The following is a 737-nucleotide window of genomic DNA, read 5'->3' as shown; positions in this document are numbered from 1 at the left end:
TGGCCCAGACCGGCCGCGTCCGCCACAGTCGATGCCGCGACGGCGCCTGCGCCTCCGGCACCACGACGAGGGCCAGGTCCAGCGTGCCGGTGTCCACCAGATGCCGCAGGGTGCCGCTGGTGTCCGTGCGCACATGCAGGTGGAGGTCCGGATGGGACCGCGCCAGGTCCGGCAGGACGCTGCCCAGCAGGGCGGGGACGTATTCCTCCGGCAGGCCGAGCCGGACCACGCCGGCGGCGGGCCGGTCGATGAGGCGGTGGATCAGGGTGTCGTGCTCGTCGAGCAGGGTCGCGGACTGGGCCCGCAGCCGGGCGCCCTCGGCGGTAAGCGATACCCCGCTGCGCGAGCGCACCAGCAGCGTGCGGCCAAGCTGGTGCTCCAGGCGCTTGATCTGCTGGCTGACCGCCCCGAGCGTGAAATGCCGCCGCTCGGCGACCGCCCGCAGCGTGCCCAGTGCGCAGGCCAGATGAAACGTGCGCAGCAGGTCGATATCGAGGGTACGGTCATGGGTTAGGTTTATGGTCATTAAACTGTCGGTTAATACAATATAGATTTTATAGTGTATCAGGACCGGGCAGCATGACGGACCTCATCCGAAACGAGGGGGCTGTCATGGGAATGACGCTCGCACCGGTGCTGATCGCCGTCGGCCTGGTGGTGTGCTGGAGCTCGGGGTTCATCGGTACACGGATGGCGACGGTGGTCGACCTGCCGCCGACCGCCATCTTCTTCTGGCG

Annotated in this window: 1 protein-coding gene; it reads right to left on the bottom strand. The window is 67.8% G+C overall.

The window, feature by feature from the left end; genetic code table 11:
- Positions 1-526 (bottom strand): LysR family transcriptional regulator (locus G7A99_RS22755; protein ID WP_163144297.1); only part of this gene is annotated, 526 nt, incomplete at its 3' end.
- Positions 527-737 lie beyond the last annotated feature (211 nt).

Source organism: Arhodomonas sp. KWT (assembly GCF_010993615.1).
The sequence above is the reverse complement of the archived record's forward strand: the minus strand, read 5'-3'. Positions and strand labels throughout refer to the sequence as shown.